The sequence below is a fragment of the Streptococcus sp. bf_0095 genome, assembly GCF_004166885.1.
In the GTDB taxonomy this organism is placed as follows: Bacteria; Bacillota; Bacilli; order Lactobacillales; family Streptococcaceae; genus Streptococcus.
The window spans coordinates 454,008-470,347 of the sequence record NZ_RCYU01000002.1 but is presented as its reverse complement, the minus strand read 5'-3'; the positions used below and the strand labels follow the sequence as shown (position 1 = coordinate 470,347).

The following is a 16,340-nucleotide window of genomic DNA, read 5'->3' as shown; positions in this document are numbered from 1 at the left end:
TTCTTGTCTAGACGTTAGGAAGGTGATAAAATAGGGACTATGAACAAATTAAAAGAATTAATGGAGGGAATGATTCGTCATTTCCAACGAGAAAAAAAACCAACGAAAATTGCGGAAGAGGTTGAGTTATCAACAGACGGGGAGGAGCAAGCTCCAACCTATAGCCGCTTGGACAAGTCACGGAGAAAATCTCACTCCCAACATCCGATCAGACGCTTTTGGCGCAAGTATCACTTGACCAAGATCTTCTTACTGATTGGCCTGACCTTTAGTCTCGTCGTCGGAGGTTATCTTTTCTACATAGCCAAGACGACCAATGTAGCAGATTTGCAAAATGCCCTCAAGGCAACCACGATCATCTATGATAAAGATGGGAACCAAGCAGGTAGCCTAACGGGGCAAAAAGGGACTTACGTTGAGTTAGATGCCATTAGTGAAAACTTGCAAAATGCAGTTGTTGCGACAGAAGACCGGAGTTTCTACAAAAATAGTGGGATTAACTATGGGCGTTTCTTCCTGGCGATATTGACTGCCGGTCGCTCAGGTGGGGGATCGACGATCACCCAACAGTTGGCTAAAAATGCCTATCTTTCTCAGGATCAGACGGTTGAGCGGAAGGCTAAGGAGTTCTTCCTAGCCCTTGAGATTAACAAAAAATATAGTAAGAAAGAAATCCTGACCATGTACCTCAATAATGCCTATTTTGGAAATGGGGTTTGGGGGATTGAAGATGCTTCTAAGAAGTATTTTGGTGTATCCGCTAGTGAGTTGACTTTGGATCAGTCAGCTGTCCTTGCCGGTATGCTCAAGGGGCCAGAAATTTATAACCCCCTTTATTCAGTCGAGAACGCAACCAATCGTCGCAATACGGTCCTACAAAATATGGTCGCAGCTGGCTATATCGATCAAGCGACAGCAGATCAATCCGCCGCAGTCGACATTCATGGCCAACTGATTGATGCCTATGAAGGCAAGTCAGAAGATTATCGCTACCCTTCCTATTTCGATGCGGTTATCAACGAGGCTGTCAACGAATATGGTCTAACAGAAGAAGATATCATCAAGAATGGGTACCGGATCTACACAGAGATGGACCAGAACTACCAAGCTAGCATGCAGGTCATCTACGACAATGTGGATCTCTTCCCTGTTGCTGAAGATGGCACGCGGGCAGAATCTGGTAGTGTAGCCCTGGATCCTAAGACTGGAGGAGTGCGGGCAATCGTTGGGCGCGTGGCTAGTGACCAAGATGCTGGCTTCCGAAGCTATAACTATGCGACTCAATCTGCGAGAAGTCCTGGTTCTACCATTAAACCTCTCGTCGTGTATAGTCCAGCTGTTGCCAACGGCTGGTCAACCAACAAAGAATTGGACAATACGACCAAGGTCTACGGCAGTTATACAGTCGATAACTACGGCGGCATTCAAGGTAGCCCGACTGTCCCTATGTACCAAGCCTTGGCAGAATCTCTCAATCTTCCAGCAGTCGCTACAGCCAATGAGTTAGGGCTCAATACTGTCTTTGATTACGGGACAAAATTTGGTCTCAATATGGACAAGGTGGACAGATCTCTCGGAGTTGCCCTCGGATCTGGTGTGACGACCAATCCGCTTCAGATGGCTCAGGCCTATGGAACCTTTGCCAACGATGGAGTGATGAACGATGCCCATCTCATTACGAAGATTGAAAATGCTAGTGGTCAGGTGGTGAAAAGTCACAGCCAGAAATCGAAACGAGTGCTCAGCAGTTCAGCCAATAAGAAGATGACTAATATGATGTTAGGAACCTTTACCAATGGAACGGGTGTCAATGCAGCACCATATGGTTATACCATGGCTGGTAAAACAGGAACGACTGAAACGGACTTCAACCCCGATCTTTCCGGAGACCAGTGGGTCATCGGCTACACGCCAGATGTGGTCATTAGTCAGTGGCTAGGCTTCCCTAAGACGGATGAAACCCACTATTTGACAGGGACCAGTGCAGAGACAGCCTCAGTGATCTTCCGAAATGTAGCCAATAGCGTCCTTCCTTATACAGAAGGAACTAGCTTTGACAATGAGAAAAATTCTTACCAGGAAAATGGCATTGCCCCTGTCGGTCAAGAAACAGAAACAGAGAGTCCAGAAGAGGACAAGGGCTTCTTTGATACGGTCAAAGAACGCGCTGCAGGTATTGTAGACGATGCCAAAAAAGCCATCGATGAAGCAGATATTCCTGGAAAAGCACAAAATGCCTGGGATACTTTCAAAGGTTGGTTTGGATTCTAAAAATAGATGCTTAAAAGATGGGAAGATTCTTTCCATTCACAGTCTTCTTAGAAACTTTCCTTAGGTGAGTACGGACGTCAGCGAACTTCGAAGAAGTTCCATGACTAATTATTGAGCCTAAGGTCTCAATAATTCCGAGTGCTTGAAACGTAATGTTTCAAGCACTTTTCTCACGGTGGAAAGTTTCGAGATTGAGTTGAATAATTTCATAAAATAGAAATCATCTTTATTTATTGAACACTCCCAGCCATTATAAAGCGTAGATCGCTGTAGATAAAGTAACAAAAAAGCCTTCAGATAATCTGAAAGGCTTTTGGTTTTAGGGTTGTTACAAGTCTTCGTCAGAGACGCTGAAGGTATCTCCGTGTTCAAAATCACCGTATTGGTAACCACGTTTGAACCAGCGCATGCGTTGTTCAGAAGTTCCGTGGGTGAAGCTATCAGGGACGGAGTAGCCATAGGCTTGTTCTTGAAGGGTATCATCTCCCACGGCATGGGCAGCATTGAGCGCTTCTTCGATATCTCCTGTCTCCATGAGGCCTTGTTCTTCAATGTAGCGAGCCCACATACCCGCATAGTAGTCAGCTTGAAGTTCCAAACGGACATTGAGGGCATTTTTTTCTGTCTCGCTTTTCCCTCGGATGGCTTTCTGGTAACTCTGAAGAGTCCCCAATTCGTTTTGGATGTGGTGGCCGACTTCGTGAGCGATGACATAAGCCATAGCAAAATCTCCGCTAGCCTTGTATTTGGTGGTCAACTCTTTGTAGAAGCTGATGTCCAAATAGATCTTTTGGTCTGTCGGACAGTAGAAGGGGCCGGCAGATGCTTGGCCTACACCACAGCCAGTTCGAGTTTGACCCGTATAGAAAACCAAGGTTGGCTTGTGATAGGTTCGGCCTTCATTTTGGAAGGTTCGCCCCCAGAAATCCTCAGTAGTTCCAAGGACTTGACTGACGAATTTGCTATCTCCGTCACTCACCTGGGTATTGCTTTGGCGCGTGACTTGTCCTGAGTTATAGTTCTGCGTGCTTTGACCTTGGTCAAAGAGCCCGCTTAATCCAGCTCCACCGCTCAAAAAGATGAGGACCAGGATCAAGATTAGTTTGCTCTTGAAGCTTCCAGGTGAGAGGAGGATTTGTAAAATACCACCCCCTAAATTCCCACCAGAGCGGCCAGATGAGTAGCTTCCGCCACTTTGCCCGCGACGGTCTTCAATGTTTTTACTTTCTTTCAGATGATCGCTTTTCATAATTTCTCCTTTATCTCCTATATTGTACCAAATCGTAGAGAAAAGCCAAACAAAATGCGCTTCCAGAGAGCAGAAGAACTTGTCAAATAGTAGAAAACTTGCTATAATGGTGTGAATGGAGGCGTTATGGCATTAAAAAAAGCAAGTCTAGCGTGTACGGTTTGTGGGTCACGCAACTACTCAATCAAGTTGAGTGCGACGCCAAAACCAAAACGTCTAGAAGTTAACAAGTTTTGTAAACATTGTAGCAAATATACAATTCATAAAGAAACCAGATAGGAGAATGTTGTGAAATTTTTTAAAGATATTTTTGTCTTGCTAAAAAACACGACTTGGCCAAATCGCAAGGAAAGATGGAAAAACTTTATCTCCGTGATTGAGTACACCGCTTTTTTTGTAGCTTTGATTTATTTATTTGACCAAGTAGTGGCTAAAGGTATTTTGAAGCTAATCGATATGTTCTAAAAAAGAAACAAATTTGCGTCCCCTGTGGATGCTTTTTTTCTTATCTTGCTGAAGAAAAACAAGAGAAACTTCTTTGCTTTCTCCGGTTTTATGTTATAATGGAGCTAGGAAAACAAGAGCCAGAAGGCTTTTTTTAGTATCGTGATGAAACGATGGACCTCTGGTAGATAAGAAAGGAAACAAAAATGGATAGTTTTGACAAAGGCTGGTTTGTCCTACAGACCTACTCAGGATATGAAAACAAAGTGAAGGAAAACCTTCTTCAACGCGCACAAACCTATAACATGTTGGAAAACATCTTGCGTGTAGAAATCCCTACTCAAACTGTGCAAATCGAGAAAAACGGGAAGACAAAAGAAATCGAAGAAAATCGCTTCCCTGGTTATGTCTTGGTAGAAATGGTCATGACGGATGAAGCTTGGTTTGTCGTTCGGAATACACCAAACGTAACTGGATTTGTTGGATCACACGGGAACCGTTCAAAACCAACTCCACTTTTGGAAGACGAAATCCGTAACATCTTGATTTCGATGGGACAAACCGTTCAAGATTTCAACATTGATGTGAAGGTAGGAGATACTGTACGCATCATCGATGGAGCTTTTGCAGATTACACTGGTAAGATCACAGAAATCGATAACAATAAGGTGAAAATGATTATCACCATGTTTGGAAATGACACTGTGGCAGAAGTCAACCTCAATCAAATTGCAGAATTGTAAGGAATGAAAGAGAGTGGGACAGAAATCGGTCCTTCGTTAGAATTCGATTTCGTCGTCCCACCTCCGCACAGCTTCAACAGTCTGGGAGACTGTTGAAGGTTGCAGATAAAGGAAACTTTGTTTCCCTCATTAGGTCATATTTGGAGCTTAAAAGCGAACAAAGACTTAGGATACTTGCTTCGCAAGTTCTATCCACCACCTCAAAGCAGTGCTTTGAGCACTCAACCACTGCGTCTTGCTCGACAATTCAAAGGCAATTGAGAGGCTAGGACTTTTGTCCCAGCCTCTATTCAAAAAAACCCTCCAAGACCAATGTCTTGGAGGGTTTGTGTGTTATGAAAAGGACTTCTATCCCATCGGTGAGAAAATCAGCTGAGCGCTTGAATAGGATCAGAAAAGAATCCCGAAAAAGGGAATTTTATGCAGGTTCAGAGACTTGGAAGACTGTTTCTTTGTCAAAACCGACAGAGTAGTCCTTTCCGTCTTCACCTTTCCAAGTAAAAATCGTCGCGTAGCCAAAGACGAAAACAGTTTCTGGACGGCCGTGTTTTTCAACGACTTCTTTAGCTGTCATTCCAGGTTGAATATCCTTGAGATTCGTAACCTTTTTAGAGTTAGGCAAGGTTGCAATTTTGTTAGTGGCTTGACCTTTTTCATTAAAATCAATCAAGATAGCACTGCCATCTCCATGCCAGTAAGCACCATTGCCAGAAGTGGAATCAGTAGGACCTAACTTGCTGATGGCTTCTTCTTTTGAAGTAGGAGCAAGGGCTTCATTTCCAACAAGAATTTCCACTTTAATTTCTTTGAAGGCAGCCCATTTTGGCATTTCAGGGATATCCCCGATAGCTTCTAGTGATTCTCCCTGATCCATCAAGCTCATCGTATAGTTAGGATCCTCGCGCGTGTTAGAGTCTGAAGAGCTAGAAGAATGATCGTCATCGAAGCCTGATGAAAAATCCTTTTTGCTAGATGACTTTTTAGAGTATGAACTTCTAGAACTCTTAGAGCTTTTAGAGGTTTTTTTAGAGCTGCTAACAAGAGGCTTTCTTTCTTGAGTCTCTTTTTGTGCTGGTTGGCAAGCTGTAAGCATGGCCAAAGAGAGGATACTGAGAGCATATAAGGTCACTTTTTTCATCATATCTTTTCCTTTCATGATTGGAAAACACGATCACTGACAAAGCAGCGAAAGTGAGATTCAATCAAGTGATGGTATCAAAAAAGCCCATTGCTGGGCTCATTGATATTTGTTTGTGAAGGCGGTAGACGGATTTGAACCGACGATCAAGCTTTTGCAGAGCCGTGCCTTACCACTTGGCTATACCGCCACAACATATTCTATTTTATCTTAAAAATCAGATAAGGTCAAGAAAAATTTTCGGACAAAAGGCTTATAAAAGGGAAAGAATGAGAATCGTGCAGAAAAAAAGAAAAGAAGGAGGGAGAGCCCTGAAGAAAAGCAGGAAAGTCTAGGAATTTATCTCAAATGACTTGCAAAAAGCTTCTAAATCTGCTATACTGATAAAGTTGCGTAAAGCAATAAATACTCATCCCGGAACCATTGTGGCACCGTTGCCCTTGTGGTCGTGTTGCAAGCTGACGTCTGGGAGAGGAGAAAAAAACAAAAAGGAGAATTTACTCATGGCAGTAATTTCAATGAAACAACTTCTTGAGGCTGGTGTACACTTCGGTCACCAAACTCGTCGCTGGAACCCTAAGATGGCTAAGTACATCTTCACTGAGCGTAACGGAATCCACGTTATCGACTTGCAACAAACTGTAAAATACGCTGACCAAGCATATGACTTCATGCGTGAAGCTGCTGCAAACGACGCAGTTGTATTGTTTGTTGGTACTAAGAAACAAGCTGCTGAAGCTGTTGCTGAAGAAGCTGTTCGTTCAGGTCAATACTACATCAACCACCGTTGGTTGGGTGGTACCCTTACTAACTGGGGAACAATCCAAAAACGTATCGCTCGTTTGAAAGAAATCAAACGCATGGAAGAAGAAGGAATCTTCGACGTTCTTCCTAAGAAAGAAGTTGCACTTCTTAACAAACAACGCGCTCGTCTTGAAAAATTCTTGGGTGGTATCGAAGATATGCCTCGTATCCCAGACGTAATGTACGTTGTGGATCCACACAAAGAGCAAATCGCTGTTAAAGAAGCTAAGAAATTGGGTATCCCAGTTGTAGCGATGGTCGACACAAACACTGACCCAGACGATATCGATGTAATCATCCCAGCTAACGATGACGCTATCCGCGCTGTTAAATTGATCACTGCGAAAATGGCTGACGCTGTTATCGAAGGACGTCAAGGTGAAGATGCAGTTGCATCAGTTGAAGCTGAATTGGCAGCAACTGAAACTCAAGCAGATTCAATCGAAGAAATCGTTGAAGTTGTAGAAGGCGACAACGCTTAATTATCACAATCGTAATTACCTAGGAGGGCGGGGCTTAGCCCGGCTCTCCTATTTTTAAAAAAATATAGGAGAATCAAAATGGCAGAAATTACAGCTAAACTTGTTAAAGAGTTGCGTGAAAAATCTGGTGCTGGTGTCATGGACGCTAAGAAAGCCTTGGTTGAGGTTGAAGGTGACATCGAAAAAGCAATCGAATTGCTTCGCGAAAAAGGTATGGCTAAAGCAGCTAAAAAAGCTGACCGTGTTGCCGCTGAAGGTTTGACTGGTGTTTATGTGAACGGTAACGTTGCAGCAGTAGTTGAAGTAAATGCTGAAACTGACTTCGTTGCGAAAAACGCTCAATTCGTTGAATTGGTAAACGCAACAGCGAAAGTCATCGCTGAAGGTAAACCAGCTAACAACGAAGAAGCTCTTGCTTTGACAATGCCTTCAGGTGAAACTCTTGAGGCAGCATACGTATCTGCAACTGCTACAATCGGAGAAAAAATCTCATTCCGTCGTTTTGCTTTGCTTGAAAAAACAGACGCACAACACTTCGGTGCTTACCAACACAACGGTGGACGTATCGGTGTTATCTCTGTTGTCGAAGGTGGAGACGAAGCACTTGCAAAACAAATTTCAATGCACATCGCTGCAATGAAACCAACTGTTCTTTCATACAAAGAATTGGATGAGCAATTCGTGAAAGATGAGTTAGCACAATTGAACCACGTGATCGACCAAGACAACGAAAGCCGTGCAATGGTTGGTAAACCAGCTCTTCCACACTTGAAGTATGGTTCTAAAGCTCAATTGACTGACGAAGTGGTTGCTCAAGCTGAAGAAGATATCAAAGCTGAATTGGCAGCTGAAGGTAAACCAGAAAAAATCTGGGATAAAATCATCCCAGGTAAAATGGATCGCTTCTTCTTGGACAACACAAAAGTTGACCAAGCATACACTCTTCTTGCACAAGTCTACATCATGGACGACAGCAAGACAGTAGAAGCTTACCTTGAATCAGTAAATGCTTCAGTTGTTGAATTTGTTCGCTTTGAAGTTGGTGAAGGTATTGAAAAAGCTTCAAATGACTTTGAAGCAGAAGTTGCAGCTACAATGGCAGCAGCTCTTAATAACTAAGAATAAAAAGAAAAGAGGTTTCCATAGAAACCTCTTTTTTTCAAGATGAAAAGAGAGTGGGACAGAAAGCGGTCATTCGTTAGAATTCGATTACGCCGTCACACCTCCGCACAGCTTCAACAGTCTGGGAGACTGTTGAAGGTTGCAGATAAAGGAAACATAGTTTCCGTCAACATAGGGCATCTTTGAAGCTTAAAAAGCGAACAAAGACTTAGGATACTTGCTTCGCAAGTTCTATCCACCACCTCAAAGCAGTGCTTTGAGCACTCAACCATTGCGTCTTACTCGACAATCCAAAGACAATTGAGAGGCTAGGACTTTTGTCCCAGCCTCTTTTATAATTAATGCGCAAAGGTATTGAGTCCAAAAAGAAGCGAGAGAGTACCCATGATAAGCCCTGCTAGAATGACTCCCAACATGACCGCTAGGACACTCCGTTTGAAGTCCCAGTCTAGAATAGAGGCGGCGAGGGTTCCAGTCCAAGCTCCAGTTCCTGGTAAAGGAATGCCGACGAAGAGGAGTAGGGCCCAAAAGATTCCCTTATCTCCTGCAGCCTCTTCTAATTTTTGGCCTCCACGATGCCCCTTATTGAGACACCAAGTAAAGAAATTCCCGATAAGAGGCTTCTCTTTCCCCCATTCCAGGATATGGCGAGCGAAAAAGAAGATAATAGGGACAGGAAGCATATTGCCAATGACCCCGATCAGGAGGGCTTGCCAAAGAGGAATTCCGGTAGAGATAGCGTAGGGAACAGCTCCACGAAGCTCCACCAGAGGAATCATGGAGATCAAAAAAGTAATAATGTAGTTCATGTGGTATCCTTTCAATTCATCCTTTTCATTCTACCTTATCTCCGCTGGAATGACAACTATTTCAAACAGGAGAAATAGAGGGGGATCGTTAATACTGAATGATGGATGTCATCCCTATCTTCTTGATCCATTTCTCGTATCTGAAAGAGCTTTAGTATCCCTACATTCCTATTTTATGCTTATAAGAATCTGTTCGACAAAGTATAGTTCTTTTAGTACAAACTATATATTCTTTGCATGTTCTCTTGTTAAAGGCTCAACTTTTGGTATAGTTAAAATGTAGAGTTTCTTTATTTGCAAAAGCATTTTAGAAAGCGCTTACAATTGTAAAAATCCCAAGAGGAGGTTAAATATGGGAAAGTCTTTTTTTGAAAAGCGCAGTGTATTTAGTATTCGAAAGCTTGCGGTTGGAGCTTGCTCTGTATTAATCGGTGTATCTTTTTTTGGAGCTCCGTCTGTTTTAGCTGAAGAAGAAGGAAGAGCTGTAACGGAAGAGGAGACGACAGCCACAACAGAAAGGTCAGAGCAACCGAATGGAGAGGTTGGGACAAGTGATAAAGTTTCAACAACCATAGAGGCTCCTGCTGTGATTACTCCTGAAAGAAATGAGAGAGAAATAGAACAGCCACAGGTAGAACCTCAAACAAGTGAACGTTCTGTTGGGGCTACTGAAGAGGCTACGAAGGACCAAAAACAAGTAGCGGAGGACATGGTGCAAGATCGCGAACGAGACTTTAACAAGGACTGGTATTTCAAATTAAATGCAGCTCCTGGTGCAGAAGGTCGCCAGGTGGATGTTAAAAACTGGAAAAAATTAGATTTGCCTCACGATTGGTCGATCTTCTTTGACTTCGACCACAACTCTCCGGCTCAAAATGAAGGCGGACAATTAAACGGTGGGGATGCTTGGTATCGCAAGACCTTCCGTTTGGACGACAAGGACCTCGATAAGAAGGTGCGCTTGGAATTTGGTGGAGTTTACATGGATTCCAAAGTCTATGTAAACGGGCAATTGGTTGGTCATTATCCAAATGGTTACAATGCCTTTTCTTATGATATTACCCCTTATTTAAATGCGGATGGAAGCGAAAACACCATCGCAGTTCATGTGGTCAACCAACAACCAAGTAGTCGTTGGTATTCAGGAAGTGGGATCTATCGGGATGTCAAACTCAGTGTGACAGACAAGGTTCATGTGGCCAAGTATGGGACCACCATCACTAGTCCAAAATTAGAAGAACAAAAGAATGGGGCAGTCGATACTCTAGTGAAGAGTCGTATTGTCAACCAAGATGATCAAGCCCATAGTATTTATGCGGAATACGAAATCGTTGATCAAAATGGTCAAGTGGTCAGTGAAAAGGTGCGTAGTGAAGTGCAATCCGTTTTGGCTGGTCAAGAGCTCAACCTGTCTCATACCCTTCATGTTGAAAAACCGACCCTCTGGGATGTCAAAACCAATAACCCAGCCCTCTATACTCTCTATACTAGGGTCTATCGCGATTCGCAGTTGGTCGATGTGCAAAAGGAACGTTTTGGCTACCGTTATCTGAACTGGACGCCAGAAGGTGGCTTCTTCCTCAATGGAGTGGCTACGAAATTCCACGGTGTTTCCCTTCACCATGACCACGGGGCACTTGGAGCCGAGGAAAATTACAAGGCTGAATATCGCCGTCTCAAACAGATGAAGGACATGGGAGTCAATGCTATCCGGACGACCCACAACCCTGCGAGTGAACAAACTCTGCAAATTGCAGCGGAATTGGGCTTGATGGTCCAAGAAGAAGCTTTTGATACCTGGTATGGTGGCAAGAAACAATACGATTACGGCCGTTTCTTCGAAAAGGATGCGACCCATCCAGAAGCTCGTAAAGGGGATAAGTGGTCTGACTATGACCTTCGGACCATGGTAGAGCGGGGCAAGAACAATCCTTCTATTGTGATGTGGTCCATCGGTAACGAAGTCGGTGAAGCAGATGGATCTGATAAGTCTGTCGCAACTGTTCGTCGTCTCGTCAAGACCATCAAGGAAGTGGATGCAACCCGCTATGTCACCATGGGGGCTGATAAATTCCGCTTTGGCGATGGTTCAGGAGGCCATGAAAAGATAGCAGCAGAGCTCGATGCGGTTGGATTTAACTATTCAGAGGCCAACTATGAAAGCCTACGAGCTAAACATCCGAATTGGCTCATTTACGGTTCTGAAACTTCTTCTGCAACGCGAACACGGGGCTCTTACTATCATCCTGAAAGAGAATGGGTAGGAAGCAACCAAGAAGATCGCCATTATGAACAATCAGACTACGGCAATGACCGGGTTGGTTGGGGTCGGACAGCGACAGCCTCTTGGACCTTTGACCGCGATCATGCCGGCTATGCAGGTCAATTTATCTGGACAGGTACAGACTATATCGGTGAGCCAACACCATGGCACAACCAAAATGATACACCTGTGAAAAGTTCTTATTTCGGTATCGTGGATACTACAGGACTTCCAAAGAATGATTTTTATCTTTACCAAAGTCAATGGTTGTCAGCTGAGAAACATCCAATGGTCCATCTCTTGCCACATTGGAACTGGGACAATCCAGAATTGGCCAATCGTGTCATGGATGAAGAAGGACGGATTCCTGTCCGTACCTTCTCCAATGCTCATAGTGTGGAATTGATTGTCAATGGGGAATCACAAGGGGTGAAGACCTTTACTAAGAAAACCACAGCTGATGGCCGTACCTATCAGGAAGGGGCAAATCCGGATGAACTCTATCTAGAGTGGTTGGTTTCTTATGTACCAGGTAAAGTGGAAGCCATTGCTCGCAACGAAGCAGGGGAAGTAATTGCCCGCGATCAGATCGAAACAGCTGGGAAGCCAGCAGGTGTTCGTCTGCTAAAAGAAGAGCACGCCATTGCGGCAGACGGTAAAGATTTAACTTATATTACCTATGAAATCGTTGATGAAGCAGGCCGTGTCGTGCCAACTGCCAATAATTTGGTGCATTTCCATCTGCATGGACAAGGCCAAATTGTCGGCGTCGACAACGGGGAACAAGCCAGCCGTGAACGCTACAAAGCACAGGAAGATGGCTCATGGCAACGTCGGGCCTTTAACGGCAAAGGGGTGGTCATTGTCAAATCAACTGAGCAAGCAGGATCCTTTACTCTTTATGCTGATTCAGACCGCTTGCAATCAGACCAAGTCAGTCTCTTTACAGGTAAGAAGGACCAGGAAGAACGCTCTATCTTGGGAGTAGAACCGGTTCGGACACAAGTTTACTTAGGTGAAGTACCTGAGCTTCCAAGTCGCGTATCTGTCGTCTATAACGATGGCACGGCTCAAGAAGAAGCCGTTGAATGGGATGCGGCAGACTTTAGTCGTGCTGGGCAAGTTCGTGTGACAGGTCGTGTTCAAGGACGGACGGTAGAGGCTCTGGTTGATGTAATCGGCGTGGAACAAGTCCTTCCGGTCATCAAACAAATCCCGCAGGGAGCGGATCTAGCAACTGTGGATAAGGCTGTGCAATTGGTCTTTACAGATGGTCGAACAGCTAGTTATGACGTTGATCAATGGACCTTGGAAGCCGGTCAAGAGGAGCAATTGTCTACACCAGGTGCTCGCTTGAAGGCGACAGGATTATTAACCAATGGGGAAACAGTCCAAGCGACACTAGTGGTTGCAGGTGGAACAGTCAGCAAGGCTAAGAAGCCAACAGTGCAACTAGATGGAGTAGCGCTTCCAAAATTTGGTAGTGGCAACCATACGATTTTCCGTCCGCTAGCTTATGGTCAAGAGCCTGGTCAGGTCACAGCGAGTGCAGAAAATGCCCAAGTGACGGTCCTACAAGCCAATCGAGAAAATGGTTTGAAAGCTCAAATTTTTGTCACTGCTAAGGATACGGGAGCTGTACAGACCTATGCTGTGCAATTCCAGGAAGAAAGTCCACAGATCCAGCGTTTAGAATTGCGTCTGCCAGAAGGCCAAGAGCTCAAGGAAGACCAAACAGTCACGCTTGATGTCCTAGCTCATTACCAAGATGGCAGTGTGGCTAGTCTCCAAGCGGATCAAATCGATGTGGTAACAGCAGCCGGTAGTCAAGGAAAAGCAGTCGCAAGCAAGAAAGGTTTGGAACTACGGGAAGCAGGATTGGTTCATTTACAAGCTAGCTTCCAAGGACAAACAGGAGAAGTAACCTTTACCATCACGCCAAATCCAGAAGAAAAGACAGTTGTTAAGGTACGTCCTGTACGGATCAGCACCGATCGAAACGTTTTGCCAGCTCTTCCAGAGACAGTGTTGGTTGAGTATGACAAGGGATTCCCGAAAGAAAAACGCGTGACCTGGGATGCCGTAACAGCAGATCAAGTCAAGGATTACCATAGCTTTACTGTCACAGGTCAGGTAGATGGTGTGGAAAAAGAAGCCCAAGCCCAAGTCACAGTTGAAGGCATTATTGCTGTAGAAGAAGTCAGCACCACAACTCCACTCGGTGAAAAACCAGCACTTCCAGAAAGCGTGCGAACTTATCACTCCAATGGTAAGACCTATGCTGCCAAGGTAGCCTGGGATACGGTAGATCCGCAACTCTTGGCCCAAGAAGGAGAAGTTGTTGTCTCCGGTCGTGTAGAAGGAACCAACCTTCCAACCCGTCTCCATATTCGTGTTTCCGCAAACACAGTCAAAGGGGCCAATGTAGCAGAACAATGGACAGGCTCAGTCTTGCCACTCGCTTTTGCAAGTGATTCAAACGATGCGGATCCAGTTGCTAAGGTCAATGACAAGGTCATCTCCTTTACCGATGCTCCAGCCAACCGTTGGACCAACTGGGGCCGTGACAATGCGGAAGATTCTGTTGGTATCTTGTTTGGGGATTCTGGTATCTTGACCAAGCGTGCAGTGGATAACCTCCATGTTGGTTTCCACGAAGACCACGGCGTTGGGGCTCCGAGTGAATATGTGATCGAGTACTATGCGGGTGAGCAAATCCCAACAGTACCAAGCAATCCAAATCGCGTCAAAGACGAAACAGATCATCCATTTAACAACCCAGCTAACTGGAAAGAAGTCAGCAACCTCACTGTTCAAGAACCGGTAGCAGCTGGCAAGATGAATCATTTTAGTTTTGATAAAGTCGACACTTATGCGGTTCGGATCCGCATGAAGACACCAGAAGGCAAACGTGGAAGCTCTATTTCAGAGATTCAGGTATTTGCCAATAAGGTTGCGGCAGAAGAAAAGAGCCAAGTGACCATTCGTGTCAATGGTGAGGTTTTGCCAGGGGTCAACCCAAGTGTGACAGATTACTACATCGATGCGCGTGATCGGGCTTATCCACAAGTGGAAGCCACAGCTAGCCATCACGGCCTTGCAACGGTTGTGCCAAGCGTCCATGAAGGTGAGCCAATCCGTGTCATCCACAAAGCGGAAGATGGTACCATCTTACAAGAATACCGCCTCCATCTCACAAGCGATGCAGAAAAACTGAAACAATCTGCTCCAGTAGCAGTGGAAGCGGGTCGCCGTTTTGTCAAAGTCGGTCAAAATCTAGTTTTACCATCTACAGTAGGCGTCTACTTCAAAGGGGATACAGGCTATGATCGCAAAGAACTGACGGTAGACTGGCAATCTGTACCAGCTGATGCCCTTTCTCATGAAGGCAGCTTCACGCTAGAAGGAAAAGTCCTTGGCTATGATCTGACAGCTCATCTGACCGTCCGGGTGTCAGAAAAGACGGGAGAAATCCTCTCTGTGAACCGTGACTACAATGCAGAGGATACCAGAGCCTTTGCCAGTGAAACCAATGATCTCGATCCAAACCAAATCGACTATATCGATTACATCAATGATGGTGGCTACAACGAGTATTATCGTTGGACCAACTGGAAGAGAGAACCAGATCAAACAGAAGTGTTTGCCGGTCTCATCTTCAAGAAAAATGGTCAAGTAACAGAGCGTTTAGTCAATAAAGTAGCGGTCGACTTCTTTGCAGATCAGGAAACAGGCCTGCCAACCAAGACGGTTCTTGAACGTTATATTGGTCCAGACTTTGATGTTCCAGATGATTATGGCAATCTGAAAAACCTTCCAGAACATCCATTTAACCAAGCCTCTAACTGGGAAGAGATTCCTTATAGCTTGGATTATGCCTTTGAGCCTGGTTATATCTCTAACCTCAGCTTCAACGAAACCAGAACCAAAGCCATCCGTTTAAGAATGGTCCGTGACGAAAATCTTAAAGGAATTGGAATCATTGAATTGAGCGCCTATGCCCCAACAGAAGAGGCCCAGGCAACAACTGACGTTACGATCCAAGTGAATGGCAAAGACCTAGAAGGTTTTAAACCAGATGTGACAGATTATCATCTAGAGTATGAGGGAGAACGTCCAATCGTTTCAGCACTTGGCAAGAATGGCACAGCTGTTACGGTCATCGATGCTAAAAGTGCCAATGCTCCGGTTCTTATCAAGGTTGTCTCAGAAGATGGCAAGCTCGAAAAAGTATATCAACTTTCTCTATCCGTAAAAGCACCTACAGGCTCAGCCATTCCTGAAGAAGGGGTTAAGAATCTGGTCCATACCAAACCAGAGTTGGTGATTGAGCCAGAAGAGATGGACTTTGAACGCCTAGAACGTCCAAATGTAGATCTTCCAAAAGGTGAGAAACGTGTGGTTCAAGAAGGTCAAAAAGGCCGCAAATTGCGCTTGGTGGAAGTTTCTCAAGAAAATGGTGTGGAAAGCCGGAAGGAACTGGATGCCTTTGTAGAGCTAGATCCAGTGGCAGAAATCACAGAGGTGGGCACGAAAGAAGTACTTCCAGACACTCCACAACCAGAGCCACAACCAGAGCCACAGCCAGAACCTCATCCAGAACCTCAGCCACAACCAGAGCCACAACCGCAACCACAGCCAGAGCCGCAACCACGGCCAGAGCCACAACCGCTTCCGAACCCAGAACATCCTCATGGCTCAGAAGGACCAGTAGCTACCCCAACTCCTCAAGCATCTCTTGAGGTCAAAGCAGTGCGTCAGGAAGGGACAGATGCAGCAGGGAAGGAAGTCGAGAAAGGACCTCAAACTCCAGCGGTTTCGCCTGCTCCAGTTTCCGAAGGGACTTTACCGAATACGGGAACAGAAGAAAGCGTCGCAAGCCTCGTTGCAGGTCTTCTAGCAGCAGGACTTGCCGGTGCTGTGCTGGATGACAAGAAAAAAAGAGCCGATAAGGCCAAGTAAAAAAGCTGGATAAACCAGCAAACATACGGTGAAAAGATCACAGGTAACAGAAA

Annotated in this window: 10 protein-coding genes and 1 tRNA gene; 7 read left to right on the top strand and 4 right to left on the bottom strand. The window is 45.0% G+C overall.

The features are described 5' to 3' along the window. Nucleotides 1-39 precede the first annotated feature (39 nt). Nucleotides 40-2,271: a penicillin-binding protein PBP2A gene (gene pbp2a / locus EAI95_RS06830; protein ID WP_129822561.1), complete on the top strand. Its 2,232-nt coding sequence runs from the start codon at nucleotides 40-42 to the stop codon at nucleotides 2,269-2,271. Nucleotides 2,272-2,599: 328 nt separating this feature from the next. Here the strand turns inward: pbp2a and EAI95_RS06825 are convergent, their stop codons facing one another. Next, on the bottom strand, nucleotides 2,600-3,520 hold the full coding sequence (locus EAI95_RS06825) for a neutral zinc metallopeptidase (RefSeq protein ID WP_129822560.1): 921 nt from the start codon (nucleotides 3,518-3,520) through the stop codon (nucleotides 2,600-2,602). 126 nt (nucleotides 3,521-3,646) lie between these two features. On the opposite strand from EAI95_RS06825, the gene rpmG reads away from it, so the two are divergent. From rpmG to nusG, 3 genes are all read left to right on the top strand, one after another. Then, entirely contained in the window at nucleotides 3,647-3,799 is a 153-nt protein-coding gene (gene rpmG / locus EAI95_RS06820; protein ID WP_006595433.1) for a 50S ribosomal protein L33, read from the top strand. Nucleotides 3,800-3,808: 9 nt separating this feature from the next. Beyond that, on the top strand, nucleotides 3,809-3,985 hold the full coding sequence (gene secE / locus EAI95_RS06815) for a preprotein translocase subunit SecE (RefSeq protein WP_006595434.1): 177 nt from the start codon (nucleotides 3,809-3,811) through the stop codon (nucleotides 3,983-3,985). A 185-nt stretch (nucleotides 3,986-4,170) separates the two neighbouring features. Beyond that, a complete protein-coding gene (gene nusG, locus EAI95_RS06810) occupies nucleotides 4,171-4,707 on the top strand; it encodes a transcription termination/antitermination protein NusG (RefSeq protein ID WP_006595435.1) in 537 nt (178 codons plus the stop codon). Nucleotides 4,708-5,125: 418 nt separating this feature from the next. On the opposite strand, the gene EAI95_RS06805 is transcribed toward nusG, so the two are convergent. Together EAI95_RS06805 and EAI95_RS06800 are read right to left on the bottom strand one after the other, a co-directional pair. Beyond that, nucleotides 5,126-5,848 carry a hypothetical protein gene (locus tag EAI95_RS06805; protein ID WP_227877758.1) on the bottom strand — a complete coding sequence of 241 codons (723 nt, stop codon included), beginning with the start codon at nucleotides 5,846-5,848 and terminating at the stop codon, nucleotides 5,126-5,128. Between the two features lie 116 nt (nucleotides 5,849-5,964). Beyond that, nucleotides 5,965-6,035: transfer RNA gene (locus EAI95_RS06800), tRNA-Cys, on the bottom strand. 313 nt (nucleotides 6,036-6,348) lie between these two features. On the opposite strand from EAI95_RS06800, the gene rpsB reads away from it, so the two are divergent. Together rpsB and tsf are read left to right on the top strand one after the other, a co-directional pair. Then, the gene (gene rpsB, locus EAI95_RS06795; RefSeq protein ID WP_048716695.1) at nucleotides 6,349-7,131 is read left to right on the top strand and encodes a 30S ribosomal protein S2; all 783 of its coding nucleotides are present in this window, start codon (nucleotides 6,349-6,351) and stop codon (nucleotides 7,129-7,131) included. A 78-nt stretch (nucleotides 7,132-7,209) separates the two neighbouring features. After that, nucleotides 7,210-8,250, top strand: a complete 1,041-nt coding sequence (gene tsf / locus EAI95_RS06790) for a translation elongation factor Ts (protein ID WP_125335075.1) — start codon at nucleotides 7,210-7,212, stop codon at nucleotides 8,248-8,250. 341 nt (nucleotides 8,251-8,591) lie between these two features. Here tsf and EAI95_RS06780 read toward each other — a convergent pair whose 3' ends face one another. Next, the gene (locus tag EAI95_RS06780; RefSeq protein WP_023027359.1) at nucleotides 8,592-9,062 is read right to left on the bottom strand and encodes a small multi-drug export protein; all 471 of its coding nucleotides are present in this window, start codon (nucleotides 9,060-9,062) and stop codon (nucleotides 8,592-8,594) included. Between the two features lie 352 nt (nucleotides 9,063-9,414). Between EAI95_RS06780 and EAI95_RS06775 the strand changes: the two genes are divergently transcribed. Next, nucleotides 9,415-16,287: an Ig-like domain-containing protein gene (locus EAI95_RS06775; protein WP_129822559.1), complete on the top strand. Its 6,873-nt coding sequence runs from the start codon at nucleotides 9,415-9,417 to the stop codon at nucleotides 16,285-16,287. The last annotated feature ends 53 nt before the right edge of the window (nucleotides 16,288-16,340 follow it).

Excerpts from the sequence above, each read along its gene's own strand:
- EAI95_RS06805 (WP_227877758.1), bottom strand. The coding sequence starts at position 5,848 with ATGATGAAAAAAGTGACCTTATATGCTCTCAGTATCCTCTCTTTGGCC.
- nusG (WP_006595435.1), top strand. The coding sequence starts at position 4,171 with ATGGATAGTTTTGACAAAGGCTGGTTTGTCCTACAGACCTACTCAGGA.
- rpmG (WP_006595433.1), top strand. The coding sequence starts at position 3,647 with ATGGCATTAAAAAAAGCAAGTCTAGCGTGTACGGTTTGTGGGTCACGC.
- pbp2a (WP_129822561.1), top strand. The coding sequence starts at position 40 with ATGAACAAATTAAAAGAATTAATGGAGGGAATGATTCGTCATTTCCAA.
- rpsB (WP_048716695.1), top strand. The coding sequence starts at position 6,349 with ATGGCAGTAATTTCAATGAAACAACTTCTTGAGGCTGGTGTACACTTC.
- EAI95_RS06825 (WP_129822560.1), bottom strand. The coding sequence starts at position 3,520 with ATGAAAAGCGATCATCTGAAAGAAAGTAAAAACATTGAAGACCGTCGC.
- EAI95_RS06780 (WP_023027359.1), bottom strand. The coding sequence starts at position 9,062 with ATGAACTACATTATTACTTTTTTGATCTCCATGATTCCTCTGGTGGAG.
- tsf (WP_125335075.1), top strand. The coding sequence starts at position 7,210 with ATGGCAGAAATTACAGCTAAACTTGTTAAAGAGTTGCGTGAAAAATCT.
- EAI95_RS06775 (WP_129822559.1), top strand. The coding sequence starts at position 9,415 with ATGGGAAAGTCTTTTTTTGAAAAGCGCAGTGTATTTAGTATTCGAAAG.